Origin of the sequence: Williamwhitmania sp. (assembly GCA_035529935.1) — a bacterium.
Taxonomy (GTDB): Bacteria; Bacteroidota; Bacteroidia; order Bacteroidales; family Williamwhitmaniaceae; genus Williamwhitmania.
Genome location: DATKVT010000148.1, coordinates 1 through 22,127, shown reverse-complemented (window position 1 = coordinate 22,127; position 22,127 = coordinate 1). Strand labels below are relative to the sequence as shown.

General features: G+C 44.7%; 11 protein-coding genes and 1 tRNA gene. 5 read left to right on the top strand and 7 right to left on the bottom strand.

Features of this window, described 5'->3' with window-relative positions:
• Together VMW01_11030 and VMW01_11025 are read right to left on the bottom strand one after the other, a co-directional pair.
• Nucleotides 1–356, bottom strand: a 356-nt coding sequence (locus VMW01_11030) for a hypothetical protein (GenBank protein ID HUW06781.1), incomplete at its 3' end; no start/stop codon positions are given.
• A gap of 5 nt (nt 357–361) precedes the next feature.
• Nucleotides 362–1,333 (bottom strand): substrate-binding domain-containing protein, encoded by a 972-nt coding sequence (locus tag VMW01_11025; protein ID HUW06780.1) that lies wholly within the window; start codon nt 1,331–1,333, stop codon nt 362–364.
• Between the two features lie 429 nt (nt 1,334–1,762).
• Between VMW01_11025 and VMW01_11020 the strand changes: the two genes are divergently transcribed.
• From VMW01_11020 to VMW01_11010, 3 genes are all read left to right on the top strand, one after another.
• The gene (locus tag VMW01_11020) at nt 1,763–3,220 is read left to right on the top strand and encodes an FAD/NAD(P)-binding oxidoreductase (protein HUW06779.1); all 1,458 of its coding nucleotides are present in this window, start codon (nt 1,763–1,765) and stop codon (nt 3,218–3,220) included.
• Between the two features lie 14 nt (nt 3,221–3,234).
• Entirely contained in the window at nt 3,235–3,390 is a 156-nt protein-coding gene (locus VMW01_11015; protein ID HUW06778.1) for a hypothetical protein, read from the top strand.
• Between the two features lie 121 nt (nt 3,391–3,511).
• A tRNA-Gln gene (locus VMW01_11010) sits at nt 3,512–3,584 on the top strand.
• Nucleotides 3,585–3,772: 188 nt separating this feature from the next.
• Here VMW01_11010 and VMW01_11005 read toward each other — a convergent pair.
• The 4 genes from VMW01_11005 to VMW01_10990 form a co-directional block, all read right to left on the bottom strand.
• Nucleotides 3,773–6,964 (bottom strand): carboxypeptidase regulatory-like domain-containing protein, encoded by a 3,192-nt coding sequence (locus tag VMW01_11005; GenBank protein HUW06777.1) that lies wholly within the window; start codon nt 6,962–6,964, stop codon nt 3,773–3,775.
• A 544-nt stretch (nt 6,965–7,508) separates the two neighbouring features.
• On the bottom strand, nt 7,509–8,876 hold the full coding sequence (locus VMW01_11000) for a hypothetical protein (GenBank protein ID HUW06776.1): 1,368 nt from the start codon (nt 8,874–8,876) through the stop codon (nt 7,509–7,511).
• A gap of 34 nt (nt 8,877–8,910) precedes the next feature.
• Nucleotides 8,911–11,484 (bottom strand): TonB-dependent receptor, encoded by a 2,574-nt coding sequence (locus VMW01_10995; GenBank protein HUW06775.1) that lies wholly within the window; start codon nt 11,482–11,484, stop codon nt 8,911–8,913.
• 176 nt (nt 11,485–11,660) lie between these two features.
• Nucleotides 11,661–12,896, bottom strand: a complete 1,236-nt coding sequence (locus VMW01_10990) for a glycosyltransferase N-terminal domain-containing protein (protein ID HUW06774.1) — start codon at nt 12,894–12,896, stop codon at nt 11,661–11,663.
• Between the two features lie 917 nt (nt 12,897–13,813).
• Here VMW01_10990 and VMW01_10985 point away from each other — a divergent pair.
• Nucleotides 13,814–17,254: a hypothetical protein gene (locus tag VMW01_10985; protein HUW06773.1), complete on the top strand. Its 3,441-nt coding sequence runs from the start codon at nt 13,814–13,816 to the stop codon at nt 17,252–17,254.
• A gap of 23 nt (nt 17,255–17,277) precedes the next feature.
• On the opposite strand, the gene VMW01_10980 is transcribed toward VMW01_10985, so the two are convergent.
• Complete coding sequence (locus tag VMW01_10980; GenBank protein HUW06772.1) at nt 17,278–21,342, bottom strand: PAS domain S-box protein; 4,065 nt, start codon at nt 21,340–21,342, stop codon at nt 17,278–17,280.
• Nucleotides 21,343–21,802: 460 nt separating this feature from the next.
• Between VMW01_10980 and VMW01_10975 the strand changes: the two genes are divergently transcribed.
• Nucleotides 21,803–22,127 (top strand): hypothetical protein (locus VMW01_10975; protein ID HUW06771.1); only part of this gene is annotated, 325 nt, incomplete at its 3' end.

The following is a 22,127-nucleotide window of genomic DNA, read 5'->3' as shown; positions in this document are numbered from 1 at the left end:
CCGGCAAGAATGTCAATGACCGGGTGCATAAACCGGAGCAAATATTTTTTGGAATACTGCGTGAGGTAAATGGCTGTGAGCAGGCAAATGGGTGCGGCCAAAACTACTGCTAGAAAGGTGACCCATAGTGAGCTAAGAATAAACGGGAGCAGACCAAATTCACCGGCCAGGGGCTTCCAGTTCGACGAAAAGAGGACGTGCCATAGTGATTGCTTTTGAAGCAGCACCTCCGATTTTATATAAAGCCCAAGTCCTAGCAGAATAGGCAGAAGCATAATTACAATAAGCGCCAACAACATCCAGTTATGGTTTAACGTATTCCGGAGTCCTCGCTTAATTTTGAAGTACTTACGCATATATACTACAGTTCTATCTTTTGGAGCATTTTACTTACTAATTCACTCTTTAGCGGTATGTAACCTGCAGCAGGAATTTGTTGCTGCCCCTTGGTGAGGATATATTTTATGAAGGCAATCACAATGGCATTTTGCGGTTTGTTTTTCGAAATAAAGTAGAGGTTCCGGGCTGGAGGTGATGGGTAGCGTCCGTCCTTAATGGCGGCGGCAATTGAATCGAGCGAGCCATAGAAGGCTTCATTGGGCTCTATCTTTCCATCTTCATTGAGGTCGATGGGGACAACGGCGATGCCGCTGTAGCATTTTCTGGTATTAAGGTCGTAGGCAAAGATGAGGTTGTTATATCCTAGTGAAAACTTGTCGGCCTTCACTGCGTCGGCCATACCCGGATCACCAAACACACCAATACCCTGCAGGTCCTCCTGATGCTTTCCTAGGAATGAAGCCCACATCTCCGCTGCACCGCATGCATCGCTTCGGGTGTAGGTATCAATCTTTTCCACCGAATTGTTGCCCAGTAGCTCACCCCAGAATTTTAGTTTTCCGGTAATGTACATTGCCGATAAGCGTGTTTTTGTAATACCGATTTGTTGTACTTTATCAAAGTAAGGGTTGGATGTGCTTACCATGGGAACCACTGCATCTTTTGCAACGGTAATACTCCATGCTCCTTGGCTATCTTCAGCCTTGGCAACCTCTCTCGAAAGCATTGCCAAATCAACCATTCCAGAAAGTACGTCAGTCATTCCCTTGCCTGCACCACCAGCCGAAATATCAATCCTTACACCGGGATTCTCTTTCATAAAACCTTCGGCCCAAAGAACGGTGAGCGGGTAGAGGGCAAAGGCCCCCGAAATGGTTATGTTGCCCGATAACTCTCCCTTCTTTACACTTCGGCCCCCGCCGCACGATGCCAGTGCAACGGCCACGGCGAGCAGAGTGGGAACTAACTTTTTGGAGAATCTTCTTAAATACATGGCTTTCAATATTAATGTTGTAGTATTTACTATTCAAATTTAGTGTTTATAATAGCAATATTTGCTAAAAGTATTAGTCCTACTAGTTCTGTAGGAAAACGGGAGTAAAGGTAGGAAAAACCCGCTGCACTGGCAAAACAAATTCCACGTGCCCATTGTTGCCGCTACTTTATCAGTTTTTGCATTTGCACACGTCTTACCTTCCTGATTTTCATCAAAAAAGGAGCTGAGGAATGTTGGAAATAGTTTAAATTTGAATTTGTCGATTATTTGCCTCAACTGAGGTTGTGGAGAATCAATGAACAAGCAACGGCCTGAACACGTTTACCGGTTTTTATTATATGACGAAGAATACATATCGCTATTATCATAAAGCAATTGCTGTGTATCATGATTATTCTTTACATTTAGTCTTTAACACTCAATATTATGGCTAGAGTTGTCGTTTTGGGTGCGGGTATTGCTGGACACACAGCCTCCGCTTTTTTGCGTAAATGGTTGTCGAAGAAGCACGATGTAGTAGTTGTTTCACCAAGCCAGTACTATCAATGGATTCCGTCGAATATTTGGGTTGGAGTTGGCAAAATGCGAGCGGAACAGGTTCGATTTCAGCTGGCACCACTCTACAAGCGATGGGGAGTTCAGTTTAAGCAAGCAAGGTGTGTATCCATCCATCCTGAAGGAAGTAGCAAGGTAGATAAGGGCTTTGTTACCATAGAGTATGTGGATGGTGAACGGCAAGGGGAAACGGAGGAGGTTTGGTACGACTTCCTTGTAAATGCTACCGGCCCCAAGCTTAAATTTGAAGCCACCGAGGGGCTGGGTCCCGAAAAGTTTACCGCATCGGTATGCTCAACCGGACATGCTGAGCAGGCTTGGAAAAGTTTGCAGGCTTGCTTCGATAAGATGAAGGCCGGACAACGGCAAGCCATAGTGGTGGGTACCGGCCACGCACTCTCCACCTGCCAAGGGGCTGCCTTTGAGTACATTTTGAATATCGACCACGAGCTCAGGCGGCTAGGACTACGCCACATGGCCAACATTAAGTGGATTTCCAACGAGTATGAGTTGGGAGATCTTGGTATGGGTGGCGCCTTTATAAAAAAGGGAGGTTACATTACCTCTACCAAGATTTTTACTGAATCATTTTTTCTTGAGCGCGACATCAGCTGGATTAAGCAAGCTGGAGTTTACAAGGTTGACCAGAACAATATCTACTACGAAAATCTTGCTGGGGAGCACTTGGAAGAGCCGTTCGACTTTGCCATGTTAATACCTGCCTTTTCGGGTCATGGAATTAGCGCTTATGACAAGGAGGAGCACGATATTACAGCTACCCTGTTTGCGCCAAACAACTTTATGAAGGTTGATGCCGATTACACTGCAAAGCCGTACGAGGAGTGGTCCGCCAACGATTGGCCATCGACATACCAAAACCCAACCTACGATAATGTTTTTGCTGTAGGCATTGCTTTTGCCCCACCGCATGCCATCTCCAAACCCATGAAGAGTGTGAACGGTACCGCTATTTCTCCTGCTCCACCACGCACGGGAATGCCCTCGGGGGTAATGGGAAAGATTGTGGCGCAAAATATTACCACTTGGATTAAAACCGGCAAGCCTTCCTTTAAGCATAGAGCTTCGATGGCAAAGATGGGAGCCGCCTGCATCGTTTCGGCGGGGTATGGTCTTCTGAAGGGTAACTCGGCCACCATGACCGTTTCGCCCATTGTGCCCGATTGGGAAAAATACCCAGAGTGGGGTCGCGATATTAACAAAACAGTGGGTGAACCTGGGCTGGCAGGCCATTGGCTTAAGTTGTTTATGCACTACATGTTTTTGCATAAGGCCAAGGGCTACCCATTTTGGTATCTTCTTCCTGAATAGTAAAATAGCAGACAATGGATAAAAATAGAAAGCGTTATACGCAGGAGTTTTATGCTCCTATGCCCACCAGGGCAACCATGTTTTGGCGCAACTTTGTGCCGTGGCAAATCATCCGTTTCTTTGTGCTAAACCTTAAGATTCTCAGGATAGTGGTAAAGGGACACTCATAGATAAGTGTGAACCAAAGGTTAGAGCAATGTTTTGCTGTGCCCCATTTGGACAAAGAAAAAGTGGTTAAAGGTGAACATCGGTAGGAAAAAACTTTTACCTTTGCCGCACATCTAGAAAAATTGTCCCGTGGTGTAACTGGCAACACGTCTGTCTCTGGATCAGAAGAGTCTAGGTTCGACCCCTAGCGGGACAACAATTTAACAGTTAAAACCCCAATAAACGCTATGTTTGTTGGGGTTTTTCCTTTGTTCCAATTCAGTGGGTCTTAGTCAGAGGGTGACTTGTTAGTGTCAGTGTAGTTACCCCCTGACTTCTATGATTAAAAAAAAGAGCGCGTTACAAAACGCGCTCTTTTTTTATATTAATGTAAACTCGCTTCGATTAATTAAAAATGTAACGAAGGCCAAGCTGTGCTCTCCAGCGGGAGTTGAAGTCATCAATCTGCCATGCATGGCCATTGATCGGCTTGAAGCTGTAGAGTGGGAGGTTGGTAACCGCTTGCTTTCCGGTGTACTGCATGAGTGAGTAGCTGTATCCTGCAGAATATACTCTACCCCAATCCTTGTTCAGGAAGTTGGCTAAGTTGAAGATATCCAGCGTTACCTGCAGGGTGTTCTTCTTGCCAGCAACGTTGAGGAAGAAATCTTGAGTAACACGGAGATCAAGTTCGTGTACAAATGGAACGGTGGCACCATTTCTCTGAGCATACTGGCCTCTTCTGTCTTTCAAGTAAGATTCGCTCCCTAAGAAACTCTTTAGGGCAGCAGCTTGTGCAGCAGGAGCCGTGTTGTTGGAAGAGTTGGTAACAAACTGACCGTTTGTAAGCATCTGATCAATCTGCCCATCGGTTGGAACAAAAATCAGGTCATTGTAGTACTCACCATCACCATTGATGTCACCGTTGTATACGTAGGAGAAGTTAGCACCAGTTTGGCCGTTATAGAATAGACCAACAGAGGTGGCAAACTTATTCAAATACTCCTTTTTATAGGTTACCGCTGCCACAATCCTGTTACGAACGTCGAAAGCTGAGAAGGACATTTCTGGGTTATTGGAGCCGTTGTACTGGTAGTTATAGCGCCAGTTGGAGTATGCTTGGCTCGAAGTTCCATCGTTTACCGACTCTGATTTCCCGTAGGTGTAAGCCACCATGGTGGTCAAACCAAAGTTGAAATCCTTGTTCAGCATTGCGGTTAGCGAGTAGCTATAACCCTTGTTGGTGTTGGTTAGATAAATAACATTTGTATAAGGGGTGCCCGCAACCTTTGTGTAGGTAGGCCGGTTATCAATTCCAGCAACCGTTCCGGTAACGGTCTTGGTAAGATCCTGATAAAGAATATCGTTCATCTTCTTGGTATAGATACCTTCTAAGGTTCCCTTAATGCCGTAAGGCAGCTTTTGATCTACCGCAAGGTTTGCTCTAAACGATTGAGGAAACTTGAAATGGGGATCAACCACATCTATTTCGCTGCTAAGTGGTGAACCAAATACCCATTGCTGATTTACATTGGGCTCTAGGTGAAAGTCTGCAGGGAAGTTTGCTGCTCCACCTTTGTAGTCGTAGCGTGCATACTCGTTACCGGTGTTGGAGAACTGGTTCGAGAGCCATACAAAGGGTAGTCGACCAGTAAAGATACCGGCACCACCACGAAGTTGGGTCGACCTGTCTCCTGTAACATCCCAGTTAAAACCAACACGTGGTGACCACATAACCTTTGCCTGTGGCATTTTGTCGGTGGCTACGCCATACTTGGAGTAGTTAGGATCGGCAGCAAAGGCAGTGTTCGATGATGGATGGTCAGGAAATACTGGAACATCGATGCGAACGCCATAGGTGAGCTTAAAGGCATTGGATAGACTCCACTCATCCTGTACAAAGAAGCCAAGTTGGTAGGCACTGAATGTTGGAGCCCACTGTTTTGATCCGGTAGAAGGATTGGAGAATGAATAGGAGTACTCCTGTGGTAGTGCATCGGTCAGGAATTTAGTCAGGCTGGAGTAAATGTAAGCACCTGTATTATCACGAATAAAGAGGTTCTTGAAGTTGAAGAATTCGTTGTGTGTACCTGCAGTAAAGGTGTGCTTCCCAAGGAAGTTGTAGTAGTAGTTAAAGTTGTCGGAGAGGGTAAAAATATTTTGGTTGAGCAGGTTGGCATTCGAGTAACGCTCAGTTCCAAGGTCGATGGTTTGACTTGAAATTCCATCAATATTTCTAATCTCAATAAAGGGGAACGGAGTGCCCATAATGTCACGCTTATCCCTTACGGTTGTATAACCCACACGCAGCTCATTAGAGAGATTGTTACTTATGCGGGAGTTCAACTCCATTACCGAAGAGTTGGTTTTGCTCAAGAAGGTGTATCCGTTGTTGTTGAAGCGGAAGAAGTTGGCTGTGCGTGACAAGATATCGCTGGAGGCATCTACGTAGCTGTGGCGGATGGTCAATCGGTTCTTTGCATTTATGTTCCAGTCGATACGGCCAAACAATTTAGTGCTCTTGGTTGTGCTGGTGTATGCGTCATAACCACCTGTGTTGTAAGTAGGGTCAATTTGAGCGATTCTATTAACAATGGCGTCGAGCGTATCCTTGCTGAAGTTTGAACCTTCACCAAGGTTGTTGGTAGAAGGTTGATCCTTCTTGGCAAGCTCAGCGTTGGCAAAGAAGAAGAGTTTATCCTTAATGATTGGACCACCAATGCTTAAACCGAATTGATTGTCCTTATAGTCATTAAGTTTTTTGCGGGTGATGGCAGGGTCGCTGGTGGGAGTTTTACCTACAAGGTTTTGGTTGTTACCAAACCAGTATGCTGTTCCAGTGAAGCTGTTGGTTCCACTTTTTGTAACAGCATTAATAGCACCACCGGTAAAGCCACCTTGGCGAACGTCGTAGGGGGCAATAACTACCTGAAGCTCCTGAATAGCATCGAGCGAGATGGGCTGTGTGCTTGCCTGGCCTCCGTTGGTTCCACTACTGGAAAGACCAAATACGTCGTTGTTTACCGTTCCGTCGATCTGGAAGTTGTTGTAGCGGTTGTTTGAGCCGGCAATGGAGATACCTCCACCGACTACAACGGCCTGTGGTGTTAAGCGGGTATAGTCCTGCAAACTCCTAGAAATACTGGGTAGCTCATTAATTTGCTCACGGGAAACGTTGGTTTTGGCTCCCGTGCGAGCAGCGTTGAAGGTATTGTCGGCCTTGGCCACAATTCGCACCTCTGCCATCTGCACATTTTCCTCCTGCATTTGGAATTTGAGGTCAACGTTCTCACCTAAGTGAAGGTAGATGCTATCCTGTGAGGCGCCTTTGTATCCAACAAACGAAACCTTAACGTTGTATGGTCCTCCTGGCATTAATCCAGGTAAGTCAAAAGTTCCGTCGTCACGGGTGATTGTTCCATACTGGGTGTTGGTGGGCATATGGATGGCCACCACGGTAGCTCCAGGAAGTGGGGCACCCTGCTTATCGAGCACCTTTCCGTTAAAGGCAGCGGTTGTCGAACTCTGCCCAAATACACTTACCGATAGCCCTAAGGTAACTACCAGCAGCATAATTGCTTGTGCAATTTTCTTCATAAGTGTAAATTAATTAGTGAATTTTAGGTATTTGACAACAAAAGAACACTTGTATTGTAAATGATAGGTTCGCCCTGTGTTAAGAAAACATTAATAGTGACCAATGAGATTCGTAAGATTCCCTATTCTCAAAACAAAATGAATCAAGTTGTAATCCAACTGCACTATTTGTTCCTAAAACCAATCACCAACACCAATGAGGTGATAAATGTTTCAAGCCAAAGAACCTATGGTCTATATTGTTTTGTGCATTTTTGTAATACCCAACCTTACAAGCCGCTAATAATTTTAAAGAAGAGAATTTACTGCAAACAAATTATGAAAAGAATTTATGGATGTCAGGTTATCCTCTTGTTTTTTGATCTACAACTTTTCAACAACTTATGAACTTTGTTTTGTCACAAGTTCAAGGTATACAAGCACAAACCGGAAATGTTTTCCGATTCAAAACCACCCTAGTCGAGCCAAAAAAAATGAGGGCGAAGATTTCTCCTCGCCCTCGATGTAAATACCCTTGGTTTAACCAAGTAAAGCGTTGTAAGTATTATCTATTCCAGCCAACCTGAGCAGGAAGAAGAGCACCGTCAAGAACCTGAGCATCTTCCATATCTGTATCTCTGCTAAACACAGGACTTCCTGTTGAATTATCCACAGAGAATATACCTATGTAAGTGTTTTTAGAAAGGTTGTTCTCGTATGTATTAAAGGTTACCCAGTAGTATACTTTAATACCATTAACTTCAGGAACCGCAGCAGGGAAATTTTGGTTAAGCAAAATTGCCAAACCTTCCTGCAGACGCGACCAAGTAAGGGCAATCTTTTCAGCATCCGTGCCTGTTTCAAACCCGGGAATGCTATAGGTTGCTCTAGTTGATAAACGAAGATCAAAGTTATTATAGTGAGCGCTTGCACCATAGTAGAACTCGTCATTGCCATAAGAACTACCATATTGAGCGCCATAGGTTGCATAAACGTAGTCTACCAACTTTTGCATAGCTGCAGCATTGGTGGTAAAATGAACCGTTGGGTCAAACGACCAACCATCTGGTCCATAAATGTATGGGTCAGTTTTCGTAATTGTAGTTGGGGTCACATTCCATGCCGATCCATCAAAGGTGTACTGTTGAATCATGTTGGTTGAGAGGTTGCCGTATTTAAACTTCACGATTCGTTGAGTACCTGCAGGTAAATATGGGTACTTCATTTTCAAAAACTGTGGAAGATAGTTTGCCGGAATAGCTGTTGAAGTGAAGTACTTATTTGCAGCTGGAACACCGCCAATGGATAAATAGTCAGCACTTTGAAGTTCATACCCATAGGCTGTATAATCGGTTGTGTAAGAAACTCTCGACCATGCAGTACCGTTGAACTTGTATCGTTCAAAGCTTTCAGCAAAGTTAAAGTTCAGCAGTACGTTTACAGTATCGTTGGCCACGGCTGAAGGATACTTGGTTAACAGAAACCCGGGCACAAAAGCGGTGGATAGCTTTGCCGGTGTTGCTGATGTAAACGATTGGTTTGCACTAATCGTTGCATCACCAAAGGAGTTGTAGTCCGCAGTGGTTAGCTGATAGCCAAACATGGCATCCAGATAACTTGGATGACTAGGCATGTAGTTGTAGGTCACCGAAGCCGAGCTACCGAAGTTTAACGCCTTGAAGTTTGTTGCTAGAATGATTGGAATAAAATTCTTGGCTTCAAGTGTATCGTTAAACGCTTTGTACTGGTTTATGGTAGCATTGTGCAACATTGTTGTCCCATAATCAGCAGTGGTGAGGGTGTAGGTGATGGTGGTGTTATAAGGATGAGCATCGTTGTATGCATCAAGCTTATTGTATATGTCCTTGTTGGGGTCGCAGGCAGTCATAAAGAACGAGCCAATAACAACTGCCGCTAACATTATATTTTTCATACTAATAGGTATTTAACTGTCAAACAATTAGTTGTTAAAACTTAACCTTTAAGCTGGCAGCCCATGTGCGGCCAAACCCATAATACACGAGGGCGGTATCATAATCGTGTGAAGTGCCATCGGTTGCATCGCTTAGGTATTGAGTATTAAACAGGTTGTAGCAATTGCCAACTAGAGTGGCATTAAATCCACCCATCTTGAAATTGTATCGTAAGCCAAGGTCAACAAGCTGGTAGTTTGGCATTTTCCATGCATCTACTCCAGCAGCTGATGCAGCAGTCCTGTTTGTAACATCAAAATAGGAGTAAACGTTTCCGTAGTAGTTGTAGGTAGCACTAATCTTAAACTTCGGAAGAACTTCATAATCGAGGCTAACTGCTGCGGTTGTTTGTGCAGAGTTTCCAACGTGAAGATTCTTAGCATAAACCTTAACGGTACCTTGGAGTTGCTGGTTTTGGTCATAAATTGCAGCATCAACGTCTGAAGTCCAGCGCCAGTTGCCAATGGATGCCATGCCTTTTATTTCCAATTTTTCAATAGGCTTGGAGGTACAGTCAAACTCAATCCCTTCGTGCAAGGCATCGAGGCCAGTGATATTTGCAGTTACAGTTCCAATTGTTCGAGTTAACGCTTTATCGAGCCAGGCAGTGCGATAGATGGATAGATTGGCTGTAAAGAAGGCCGAACGGAAACCGTAGCCAGCTTCGGTAGAAAGGATGCGCTCTGGCTTCACGCTGGTGTTGTAGTCGTTCCTGTAATTCAGGAATACCGAGGAGAAGAATGGTGCACGGGTGAAGTATCCTGCATTTATAAACACATTGTGCTTTGCGCTGATATTGTAGTTTGCACCGCCCTTAATGCTATAACCCAAGAATTTGTGCCATGGTGATTTTTGGTTGGGGTCGCTATTGAGGTAAGTGAAAAAGTCTGTCCTTCTATCACTTGTGTTCGAAACTGCACCTGAAATAAATGCGGAATAGTTATCCTTTACGTATTCACCCTGTAAAAAGAGTCCGGTCCAAAGAACTTCACCCATGTAGTGGTAGTCAACAAAGTCTCCTTTTTTAAGAGGTGCACCTACAGGGGTGTTAAGGTCAATGCCGTCAAGAAAGTACTTGCCGCCGAGAAGGTCATCAATTTTATAGGCATGGTAACCTCTGTAGTAGCGAACGTCGATACCGCTTGTAAGGTTGAAGTTGTTAACCTTGGTGTTCAGCGATGACAGGATTCCATACCAGTCGTGCGAGTTGATTGCATTGGCAACAATGGCTTGAGAACCGGTCAGTGAAGCGGCGTTGTCCTTAATTACACCATCAAAGTCTAAGTATCCATCAGCCGTCAATCGAGTGTCGGCAGAGGTACCAGTAGAAGGAAGCCCTGTAACCCTGTTGTAGCCGAGCCAACCAGCTTTTGGTCCATAAATTCTACGACCACCACCACGAGCCATAGAGGCATAAACTGAGGTATTTAGGTTGGTTACGTCGCTAATTTTCCAGAAGTGATTAATGGACATTTGGGGCTTGTGGTAAAAGTTGTAGGCGTAGCCCGTAGCGTAAAGCTGGCCATTCCTATAACCAAAATCAGGATTAAACTTAATTCCGTCGCGGTTATCACGGTAGGTTTGGATTAGCTGTGGATCTGTTCTTTGGTTGTGCCACTGTGGTGCTCCAAAAATGGTGTATGAAATGGAATGCTTGTCGTTGATACGTTTGGAAACATTGAGGAAGTATGACCAGCCATCGAATGAGGTTCCCCTTACATAACCATTACCGGTGGTGTGTGACCCAGAAATAGTAACAGCCCATCCGTTCTTCAGCATCCCGGTGGAAACAGTGAATGACTTCTTGTCGTAGCCGTCATTACCAATTTGATAGGACACGTTTCCTCCCTCTTTGGCTTCGGTACTCTCGGTAATAATGTTAATAGTGCCTCCTACAGATGAGATGGCCAACTTAGATGCACCCATACCGCGCTGCACCTGAATCGATCTGGTAACATCGGAGAGGCCAGCCCAGTTGCTCCAGTATACCTGACCCGACTCCATGTCGTTTACTGGCACACCGTTGATAAGTACACCAAGGTTGTTGGTATCAAATCCTCGAACCATAATGCGAGAGTCTCCAAATCCACCACCAACTTTTGTTGCATAAACGGAAGGGGTTGATTTTAAAATTTCAGGATACTCTTGGTTACCCAACTTATCCTGAATAACCTCCGCTTTAATGTTTGCAATAGCAACAGGGGTTTGGCGGTCCTTGGCGATGGATGCAGAAACTACAATTTCCTGCATACCAATGGAGCTGGAGGTTAACCCGATTGTACCTACAGACATATTGTCGTTTACAGTAACCTCCTTGGTTACGTCTTTGTATCCCACAAAGCTGAATATAAGCTTTGCTGCTGGCGTGCCAACTTTTAGGGAGAATGATCCGTCGAGAGAGGTGGCGGTTCCTTGTGTGGTACCGTCGATGCGGACAGTTGCCCCAATAAGCGCCTCGTTGGTGGCTGCGTCCACAACGAATCCCTTAACGAGACCCTGCGCAAATGAAACACTTGCCAAGCTGACAAATGCCAAAAGCAGAGAAAGCTGCTTGATCGTTCTTTTCATAGTGTTTAGGTGTTTGTTTTGAGAACCAAATTTAGGTGTTGATTTGAGTGTGTATATGAGTTTGAGGTTAAGTTAGAGGTTAAAATTGCTTAAAGAAAGGGCAACCAAATTAAGTAAACTTAACATACCCACAAAAAAAAGGTGATGTTTTTTATTAACACCACACTTTTTATTACCTAACTTATGGAAATGGAATTCAGAATTCTTTCTGTTGACCCTTGTTTCATCTCGACATATGTACGGGCAAACAGAGAACATTGCTGCAACTTCTCCGGTTGGTTAAGCAGCATTTCGAATGTGGATGTCAAGTCGGGAAGGCCGGAAATACTAAAACCACCTCCTCCAATAATAAGGTCATTGGCCTCCTTGAATTTCTGGTAGCGTGGTCCAAAAATTACTGGGATCCCCCAGGTTGCAGCCTCAAGTGTGTTGTGAATACCAGCGCCAAATCCACCACCAATGTAGGCCAGTTCCCCATAGCGGTATACAGAGGAGAGTATTCCTATGGTATCGATAATTAATACTTGCGCTGTTGAGGCCTCTTGCTCGGTTGCCTGTGTGTAGCGCGCAACGTTAATTCCGTTAAACAGCTGGATTATAGACTGTATATGGTTTTCATCAATTTCGTGTGGCGCAATGGTCAACTTCACTTTGCTATTGCTTTGGCGGAACCACTGGGCGATAAGTTCTTCATCCTTGGGCCAAGTGCTACCAGCAACGAGTGTTGTTTTGCCACTTTTAAAAGAGTTAATTAAGGGCAACTCCTTTGCCTTGGATACAATTTGGTTAACACGATCGAAACGGGTATCGCCCGAAACAGAAACGTGGGAATAGCCAATGGACAGAAGCAGCGATTCCGATTGTTCGTTTTGAACAAAAATGTGGGTAAAGCACTTCAGCATTCTTCGGTACCACATGCCGTATCGCTTGAAAAAAAGTTGATCAGGACGAAAAAGCGCAGAAATAAGATAAAGTTTGACACCCTCCTTCTTCAACCTATTAAGCATAAAGTACCAAAACTCATACTTTACAAAGAAGACAACTTCCGGGTGAACAATCTGCACGAATTTTCGTGCATTGTTCCAAGTATCAATAGGTAGGTAGAATATAAAATCGGCACCGGAGTAGTCTTTTCGCACTTCGTAGCCGGAGGGTGAAAAAAAGGTAACCAGTATTTTAAAGTCAGGGTGTTTTGCTCTAAATCCCTCTATAACCGGTCTGCCCTGCTCAAACTCGCCCAGCGAAGCGCAGTGAAACCAAGCAATCCGATCATCCTTATGTATTGATGCGCTTAGCCTTGCAAACAAGTTTCTTCTGCCTTTTAGCCACAATTTGGCCTTGGGGTTAAACGGCGCAGCAATATTTACAAGCACTATATAAAGCCTAATGCCCAGTGTGTATAGAAAAACCATTCAATCAAATTTGGCGAGGCAAAGGTAATTGCATGCATCGAATATACAAAACATTCTGGAAGTTAGTCTATCAATGACAATATCGATTGCTGACGGAAAATGTTCGCTGCTATGCTACGTGGCGACCTTTTCCTAAATACCTAACATTCTAATTCGCTAACAACCTTTTATGTGACAAGTTACAAAGTTACAGGTGACAGAAGAGTGACGATTAACGGAAAAGTGACAGATTTACAGGTCGAAGCGTAGCGAAGATCCCGATTTATCGGGGTGACAAAAATAGTGACGAGTTACAGTTTAGTGACAGAGTTACAAGTTACCAAATGATCGGTAATCATTTTCACGCACCTTTAGGGAGGGGGATGATGGCACAATCCAAAATGGAGCGGTGCACGCGCCAATGGCCTCAAGCGCACCGAACCTTCCATGCACCTCAATCACCGAAAGGAGACTAAAGACCGGAGTTGCGCCAAAAACCTACAGCCGATAGTTTACAGCCTTTACCCTAAACCGAATTCAGTGACAGGTAACGGAAAAGTGACGGATAACTGAGTTATAGGTGACAAGGTAGCGGCCATTTTAAGAGCCCTGAAGGGGCGACATTGTGATAGCCGGGGGTGTCAACCCCCGGGAAAAAGCAAAACAAAAGTAAGCGGTGCTTGCAGAATCGTTGTTCAATGCGCAAATAAATCATGCACCGCAATCACCGAAAAATGGCAAAAGAGACCGAAGTTTAAAGAACGAAGAAAAGTGCAGCGACAACCTACAGCCTATATAGTTTACAGTCTTCAGTCTATTCCCAATTTAAGGTTAATGCAGCACATCCAGCATTATAAAATTTACCATAATTGCAGCAATTTTAGAACATTAAAAAATCTTACGCTAATTTGCACGTTTGATAAGTTCAAATGGGTGGAATGAGGAAACAGCGCTGGTGTCTCTTGCTTTTACTAGTCTGGCTCACCGGCCTTCCGGCAGCTGCACAGCAGGAGTTCCAATCGCTCCATAGAAAAACGCTGCTTATTTGTGAACAGCAAGTTCTGGTTGATTCCCTTAGCTTAGTTGCAAATTCAATAATTGTAAGTGATAGTCTTGGGCGGATTGTGCCTCCTAATTCCTATTTCGTGAACTGGCAGCGTGCAACGCTCACCCCCAATAATATGCCCTGTGGTCTTTATCGCTTAGAATATAGGGTATTTCCTTTCTCCTTTAGTAAACCCTTCTTTCATCGACAGGAAAGGCTAGTACTCTCGCCTGATAGCATATGGCGTAAACGAAATAACTCAGAGTATGACGATTCGTTTACCGACTATATTAAGGGGAGTGATAAGCTACAAAAGAGCGGTAGCATTTCACGTGGAGTAGTTTTTGGCAATAATAGGGATGTATCATTTACCTCCGGGTTAAACTTGCAGCTGAGCGGTGAGCTTAGTGATGGCGTCAACATAATGGCGGTGGTTTCCGACAAGAATATTCCTGTTCAGCCCGAAGGGAATACACAAAACTTTCAGGAGTTTGACCGTATCTTCATCAAGGTTTATGGAGAAAATGCAGATGTCACTGCTGGTGATGTTGATATTAATGGCTACAGCGGTGAATTTTTCCGGGTAAAGCGAAGTGCTCGCGGAGCAATGCTGCACGTAAAATCGCAAAAAGGTAAAGGTAATTTTTATGATATTACTGGTGGAGGAGCGGCTGCCAAAGGGAAATATATGAGGCAGCAAATTATTGGAGTTGAAGGTAATCAGGGACCCTACCAGCTTCAAGGAGCCGAAGGGGAAAACTACATTTTGGTTGTCTCTGGAAGTGAACGGGTTTACCTCGATGGAAAGGAGTTGGTCAGGGGGAGCGATCAGGATTACACCATATCATATGCTACTGCAGAGCTTTACTTTACAGCTAAAACACCAATTACAAAGGACAGCCGAATTACCATTGAGTTTGAATACTCCGACCAAAGCTACTCTCGGTTTCTCACCTACCTGTCGGGAAGCTGGGGTGGCAAATCGTGGAGGTCATTTCTTAATGTATACTCCGAAGCCGACCTTAAAAATCAACCGTTGGGGCAAAACCTAACCGATTACCAAAAACAAATTTTGGCTAATGCAGGCGATAACCTCAACCAGGCAGTGGTTCCCGGAATTGATACGGTAAGTTATAGCAACGATTTAGTGCTGTATCGGGCTGTTGATACGCTTGTTAACACCCAGACCTACCCCATATTTGTATACTCCACAAACCCAACCAATGCCCGATACGAGCTTCATTTTTCGTATGTGGGTAACGGTAAAGGAAATTATCAGGTGAGCCCAATAATTGCCAATGGGCGAGTATACCAATGGGTTGCTCCTCTCAATGGCCTTCCACAGGGTAGCTACGAACCGGTACAAAAGCTCGTTGCCCCGGCAAAGCACCAGCTCGCCACCACCGGGATTGCTATTACCCATGGACGAAACCTTGTGGCGCTCGAAACTGCTGGATCGGTAAATGACGTAAACACCTTCTCCCAAACCAACAATGCCGACAACCTTGGCGCGGCCATCTCCTTAAAGTGGGATAGAGCACAAAGCAGGGACACCACCAAATCCTCCGACATAACATGGAAAGCCAGCTATCGCTACCAGACCGCTAATTTTTCCCCCATCGATCGGTTTTACCCGGTGGAGTTTGAGCGCGACTGGAATCTTGCATCCGCGGTGTCAACTACCAGCGAGCAGCTTGCGTCCGGCGAGCTTGCCTTGCAGCTACCCGATTCCATTTTTCTTGAGTTGGGTTCATCGTACCTTTCACGAGCCGCAATCTTCTCAGGTATAAAAGGAAACGGAGGGATTGCGGTAAGGCGTCGGTGGATTCTGGTTGAGGCGAATGCAAGTTATCTTATAACGAACGACACGGCTGCAAACACCCAATTTGAGCGCTACGCACTTAGGGTGGAAAAGGAGATTCACCGCATAGTTGCTGGAGTTTCTATGAATATGGAGAATAACCAATGGCGAACAAAACAAACAGATTCGCTGATGGCCATTAGCAAAGGTTTTAACGAGGTTGAGGGTTACATTCGCAGCACCGGTAAAGCTAAGACGCCCATTAAGTTGGCCTACAAGGAGCGGCGAGACTACCTTGCCAAGAGGAACAGCATGTCGCTATTTTCCACTGCACAGGAGCTAAGCACATCGGTTGAAAAAACGAGGAGTGGTGGAAGTTTTTTGCGCGTGCTGGCATCCTATCGATCGCTACACTATGCCGACTCCTCTAAAACGCGTGAAGAAACCGTGCTGGGCAGGGTAGAGGGTGGCTCTATGTTATTGGGTCGCATGTTAAACCTAAATGGTTCCTACGAGCTTGGATCGGGCTTAATTCCCCGACAAGACTATACCTTCATTAAGGTAACGTCAGGGCAAGGTCAGTATGCATGGGTAGACTACAATGGCGATGGAATTAAGGAGTTGAATGAGTTTGAGATTGCTGCCTATTCCGATCAGGCTGAGTATGTAAAGGTGAGCCTTCCAACCACCAACTATCTGAAGGCTTTTACCGGTGCCTTTTCAGCTTCCGGGACTTTTACTCCAGCAAGAGCTTGGCACGATACCTCTGGAATTAAGAGTATTCTGGCTTGCTTTTCGTTAACAGCATCGGCACAGGCAGAGGAGAAGCAATCCTCCTTTAGCGCCTTCCCAGCCTTTTTCCCCGCGCTTACCAACGCTGACTTGATAGCACACAAGGGCAGCTGGCGATATGGTGGCGGGTTCAGCTCACCCAATAAAAAATATGCCGCAGAGGTATATGTTCAATCCTCCAGCACAAAGCAACTCCTTGTTGGTGGCAGTGAAGCCAGGAATGGGCTCACCCAAACGGTGGTTCTTAAATATCGACCTGCCGCCGTTCTGCTGTTGGGGTGGCAGGGCGAGAAAAGCAGCTCGGGTTTGACATCCGAACTCTTTCCTTCGAACAATAACTTACTTAATGGGCTCAAATCATCATCCAAGTTGGAATTAACCATGGATTTACGCTATATGCTGCGATTTGTTTGGGACTATTCCGAAAAGAAAAATATTCTTGGCTTGGAAGATGCATTTACTCACCGACTGGGAATTGAAGGCTCTGCCAGCATTCCCAATAAGTTGAAGTTGGATGGCTCCTTTTCTTGGGTTCGAATCAACGCCTTTGCACCCTCCACATCCCCCGTTTCGTATGAGTTGCTCTCAGGGCTCAAGGTAGGAAAGAATGCTGTTTGGAGCCTTACGCTAAGCCGTAAACTGCCAGCGGGTATTGAGGCAAACATCAGCTATAACGGTCGTTACCTTTCCGATGGAAAAATTATACATGCGGGAACCATGGAGATTAGGGCATCGTTTTAAACGGCTGGATTTAAGTTGAATAACTAGATGACTGCCAAAAATTTTGCTAATGTTCTAATCAGCAGCTCACTTGAGTACGGTTTTGCGATATATTCATCGCATCCAGCCATAAGTGCTTGTTCTTTGTCGTTAGAAAGTGCATAGGCGGTAACTGCCACAATAGGGATGGTGGGGTTAAAGGCTCTAATACGCCGAGTGGCTTCCAGGCCATCCATCTCCGGCATTTTAACATCCATGAAAATAAGTGCTAGGGATTTATTTGCCCGGCACAGCGATACTGCCTCTGTTCCTGTTTTTGCTCGCAATATATTAATGCCAGAGTATGGTTCAAGAGTTTTTGTGGCCAGTATGAAGCTGAATTCATCATCCTCGGCAATGAGGATATTTGCTTGCATCGACTGTGGAATTGCAACTCTTTTTTTTACAATCGTCGGTGTTACAGCCAAATCTTCACTATTATTGAAAGGGAGGGTAAGCGTAAAAGTGGAGCCTCTGCCTTTTTCTGACTTCAGATTTATGCGACCGCCAAGAAGTTCAGCTAGCCCTTTGGAAATTGCTAAACCCAATCCGGTACCCTCCTGTTCTCTCGAAAAATCCATATTTTCCTGGGTAAATCGGTCGAAGATGAGCGTTTGATTTTCTTTTGAAATTCCAACACCAGTATCGGTAACATAAATTTCAAGCGTATTTTTCACAACTTTGCTTCCCAACAACACGCTACCGTTATCGGTATACTTATATGCGTTACTCAGCAAGTTGTTTAGAATTTGGTATACCTTTTGCTCGTCGGAATAGACCATGGTGGACATTAGAACAGGATCGACAAATTGGGTGAACGCAATACTCTTTTTGTTGAAGTTTCCAATGTAAAGTGAATGCAACTCTTTAAAAACTTTCTCGAGCCAAAACTTGCCTTGGTGAACCTCCATTTGGCCAGCTTGTATTTTCGAGATATCCAATACATCATTCACTGTATTGAGCAACCTTGCGCAGCTATTGTTAAGAATGCCAGCATATTCAACTCTGGAGTTTTCATCTACTTCGGCTTCGCAAAGCATTTTTGAAAAGCCCATAATGGCGTTCATTGGTGTTCGTATTTCGTGACTCATGTTGGAGAGAAAGGCTGATTTTAGTCGATCGCTCTCCTCTGCATGCTCCTTGGCAATATTGAGTTCCTTTATTGTTTGGATAAGTCGTTCGTTTACCTCCTGATACTCCTCGTTCTGGCTTAGGATTTCCTCATTTTTCTCCTTAAGCATGAGCTCTGTTTGCTTTCGCACGGTAATATCTTCCTTTACGGCGATAAAGTGGGTAATCTTTCCCTTGCTATTTTTAATGGGCGAGATGGAGGCAAATTCCCAAAAGCCTTCACCATTTTTTCGTCGATTGTAGAACTCACCCTGCCAATCGTTGCCGGTAGTGATGGTTTCCCACAGTAGCTTGTAGTCGGCAGAGGTTTTGTCTCCCGATTTTAGAATGCTGGGCTTTTGTCCAACTGCCTCCTTGGCTGACCAACCTGTAACCTTACAAAAATGGGGGTTAACATATTCTATAATCCCATTGGTATCGGTAATTATAACAGATACAGGACTTTGCTCAATACCTTTAGTAAGCATTACAATTTGTTCTTGATTTTGCTTACGGGTGGTAATATCATGAACAATGGTAGCAATAGCTGGCTTTCCATCGTAAGTAATTGGAATGGTAACTACCTCCACATCCGCAATGCTCCCATCAAGACGGACAAATTTTGTTTCTACCAAAGGAGCAAGTTTACGTTCCTCGGAAGTCATGCGAATTCTCTCCTTCGAAAACACTCGGGCGTCGGGATGAACAAAGTCCAGTACCGATCGATCCAGCACTTGATCGGGAGTACTGGCCCTCAAAAAATTAAGTCCTGAATTGTTTATGAAAATAATTTTTCCGTTGATATACAATACAATGGGGTCAGGGAATGATTCAACCAGTGCCCGAAATCGCTGCTCGCTATTCCGTAGGGCACTTTCGTATTCCACTCGTTCGGTAATGTCGCGGCAAATGCCTTCGCAGAATTGAACATTGCCGCTGCTATCCATTATGTAGTGGGCATTATCCTCAAGCCAAATTAGCTTACCACTTTTGGTTTTCACCTGGTATATTTCAGCCTTTTCAATAAAATCTTTGTTTTCGGCAATTATCGCTTCACGTGCCGAAGGCTCCACATTTAGAGTCGTGGGAATATCAACTTTCATTAGCTCGTCGGAACTTTCGTAGCCCAGCATTTTTACAAACGCAGGATTCACCGAAACAAATTTTCCATCGACAGTTGAGCGGTAGTATCCATTGGGCATATTTTCGAAGAGGTCTCTATACTTTTTCTCACTCTCTAAAAGAGCCGTTCCTGCTATTTCCCGTTCTGTAATATCGTGTATAATGGATAAAAGATAACTCTTGTCGCCAACATTAATGAGAGTTGGGTAAGTTTCCACTACCCTGAATTCACCAGTTGCCAGCTTCTGTTCAAGTTGGAAGTAACTAATGCGTTCATGCTGAGCTTTAGAAATCCGATTAAAGGTTTCTTGTTCTCCGTCCACATTAATATCATATAAAGTCTTAGAAAGCAGTATCTCCTCTGGATATTTGTAGAATTGAATGGCCGCCTCGTTTGCTCTAACAATTTTTCCGGTTTGAGGATCCACCTGAAGCATAACGGCGCTATTGCTCTCAAAGAAGCTCTTGAACTGCTCCTCGCTTTGCCGGAGTTTTTGCTCTGCATCCCGTCTCTCAGTGATATTCCGGCAAATGGTTATCATGCCGTCAAGTTTGCCGTTAACAAAAATGGGGGAGGCATTAACCTCCAGTGGTACTCGCTCTCCCTTTGCGTTGAGAATTTCAAGCTCGGTTATGTGTGGCCCCATTTTTCCGGCCAACCTTTCTTCAAGCCCCTGCTTTATTTGCTGGTGAAATTCCGGAGGAATATAGTTGAAGAGATTTTGAGGTTTTTTTGGATAGGATTCAAGTCCTACAATTTTTAGTCCGGCTGGGTTTACGTAAGTAACTTCACCGTCGATGTTGTGCATAAGAATAATATCTGTGGCCATCTCTGCCAGCTGTCGATACTTCTCCTCGCTTTTGGCAAGCAGCTTCTTCGATTGGTTAAACTCCTTCTCCAGCTGCTTTTCTCGGGTTACATCGCGACCGCTACCCACGGTTCCAATAATGTTTCCCTTCTCGTCGTAGAAGGGTGATTTGAATACGTCAAGGAAAAGGAATTGCCCCCTCACGTTTCCATACTCATCAAAGCGTTCAGTTTTTCTATTTTGAAGGACTATGGTATCCGTGTCACGGCAAATTTCTCCAAAGGTATGCCATTGATGATCATCCGGATGTGTTGCCCGCTCCCTTTCAGCAAAATACATGTCGTTTTTACCAATGGGTTCACTGAGGTTATTGGCTCCTAACAGCCTTTCGCACATGGCCTTGTTGGCAAATATGTAGCAGTTGTTTAGGTCTTTGGCCCAGAGCAAATCCTCCACGTTGTCGCACATCATGCGTAGCATAAGGTAGAGGTTTTGGTAGTTCGCTTTGCTTTTGGTAAGCGCCTCTCTCTGCTTTTGAAGCCGGGTTAGGTCATGCACTGTGGCCATTATTCGACTCTTCCCACCAATGGTAGTTTGCTGAAGCGATACCTCTACTGTGAAATTTGTGCCGTTTTTCTTTTTGGCACGCCACTCAAATGCTTTGGACTCGGTTTTAAGCGCTAGGTGAATCATTTCCAGCGCTTTTTCCTCCGTGTAGCCTTCATCGCCTGCGCTCACATATCCAGTATTATGTTGCAGCACCTCCTGCTTATTATCGAAACCAAACAGGCGAAGCATGGTGTCGTTGACTTCTAGTATTGCACCAGTTTCGCCATCGTGAATAAATATTGCATCGCGGGTGGAGTTGAATATTTCGCGGTAGTTTTGCTCCTGTTCCAGTAAGGTCGCCTGTGCCTGCTCCATTTTAGCCATTTGCTCAGCATGGAGTTGCTCGGTGGACTCAAGCTTAGCCTCTATTGTTAATAGCTGATTTATAATCTCTTCTTTTGATAGTTCAGAAAAATCCATTTTCACGAAATTTGATAGTTCCACAGGCATTGTTTTACGCCGCTTTAAAGCTAAACATAGCTGTATGCATATAAGTTTATTAAAATGGCGATCAACCTTTTCTTTTGCTCTTAAATGTAAATATAGATATAATTCCCTCTACATTATTTATGGATAAAATTGACCAAAAACAATTTCTTGCAGGCCATCTTTAATTCTTGTAGGGTTGCACTGTACAATATGTTTCTTCTTAAATGGGGTCATTTGATTTGGTGTTGAGACTTAACCTCACCAAGGTTTTGGTTTGTTCCAAATCAAGTTAGGTATTCCTACAAACCAAGTGTGATTTTGTCCCGACTTCGGTCTTCTTAATCCTTACGGTGGTTGCGGTGCATGGAAGGTTCGGTGCGCTGAAGGCCATCGGAGCGTGCACTGCTCCGTTTTGGATGGTGCCGTCAACCCCGCCCTAAAGTGCGGGGAAATGATTAGCGGCCCCAGAACCGGTCTTTTGGTAACTTGTAGCTTTGTAACTCGTCACCTTGTCACTTTTCCGTCACCCGTCACTGAATTGGCTGTAGGTTTGCCTTGGCACCACTCCCACCTTCTTAATCCTTACGGTGGTTGCGGTGCATGGAAGGTTCGGTGCTGTGAAGGCCATTGGAGCGTGCACCGCTCCGTTTTGGAATTTGCCGTTACCCCCGCCCTAAAGTGCGGGGAAATGATTAGCGGCCCCAGAACCGGTCTTTTGGTAACTTGTAGCTTTGTAACTCGTCACCTTGTCACTTTTCCGTCACCCGTCACTGAAT

What these genes read in the sequence shown, in the direction of transcription:
- VMW01_10995 (HUW06775.1), bottom strand. Translation starts at nt 11,484, where the DNA reads ATGAAAAGAACGATCAAGCAGCTTTCTCTGCTTTTGGCATTTGTCAGC.
- VMW01_11025 (HUW06780.1), bottom strand. Translation starts at nt 1,333, where the DNA reads ATGTATTTAAGAAGATTCTCCAAAAAGTTAGTTCCCACTCTGCTCGCC.
- VMW01_11020 (HUW06779.1), top strand. Translation starts at nt 1,763, where the DNA reads ATGGCTAGAGTTGTCGTTTTGGGTGCGGGTATTGCTGGACACACAGCC.
- VMW01_11005 (HUW06777.1), bottom strand. Translation starts at nt 6,964, where the DNA reads ATGAAGAAAATTGCACAAGCAATTATGCTGCTGGTAGTTACCTTAGGG.
- VMW01_10985 (HUW06773.1), top strand. Translation starts at nt 13,814, where the DNA reads ATGAGGAAACAGCGCTGGTGTCTCTTGCTTTTACTAGTCTGGCTCACC.
- VMW01_11015 (HUW06778.1), top strand. Translation starts at nt 3,235, where the DNA reads ATGGATAAAAATAGAAAGCGTTATACGCAGGAGTTTTATGCTCCTATG.
- VMW01_10990 (HUW06774.1), bottom strand. Translation starts at nt 12,896, where the DNA reads ATGGTTTTTCTATACACACTGGGCATTAGGCTTTATATAGTGCTTGTA.
- VMW01_11000 (HUW06776.1), bottom strand. Translation starts at nt 8,876, where the DNA reads ATGAAAAATATAATGTTAGCGGCAGTTGTTATTGGCTCGTTCTTTATG.
- VMW01_10980 (HUW06772.1), bottom strand. Translation starts at nt 21,342, where the DNA reads ATGGATTTTTCTGAACTATCAAAAGAAGAGATTATAAATCAGCTATTA.